This window comes from Arthrobacter sp. NQ7, from assembly GCF_029581595.2.
GTDB classification, from domain to species: Bacteria; Actinomycetota; Actinomycetes; order Actinomycetales; family Micrococcaceae; genus Arthrobacter; species Arthrobacter phenanthrenivorans_B.
Window position 1 is genome coordinate 1 of the sequence record NZ_JARFXU020000069.1, and the last position, 411, is coordinate 411.

The following is a 411-nucleotide window of genomic DNA, read 5'->3' on the forward strand; positions in this document are numbered from 1 at the left end:
GAGCTGACTGTTGCGATCCACCGCCGAGAGTTCTTGCAGCAGGTTGAAACCGTCGCTGATGGCCTTGCCATCCGGCGGCTCGATAAACGGGAAGTCGGTGATTTCCCCCAGGCGCAGGTGCAGCATCTGCAGGATCACCGCCGCCAGGTTGGTGCGCAGGATCTCCGGGTCGGTGAATTCCGGGCGGCCGATAAAATCTTCTTCGCTGTATAGGCGGATGCAAATCCCCGGCTCGACCCGGCCACAGCGGCCCTTACGCTGGTTGGCGCTGGCCTGGGAAATCGCCTCGATAGGCAGGCGCTGCACCTTGGCGCGGTAGCTGTAGCGGCTGATGCGTGCGGTGCCGCTGTCGATCACATAGCGGATGCCCGGTACGGTCAGCGAAGTTTCCGCGACGTTGGTCGCCAGTAC

1 protein-coding gene is annotated in these 411 nt (G+C 63.0%); it reads right to left on the reverse strand.

The features are described from left to right. A partial coding sequence (locus PUN71_RS23070; RefSeq protein WP_283532436.1) for a helicase-related protein occupies positions 1-411 on the reverse strand: 411 nt, incomplete at both ends.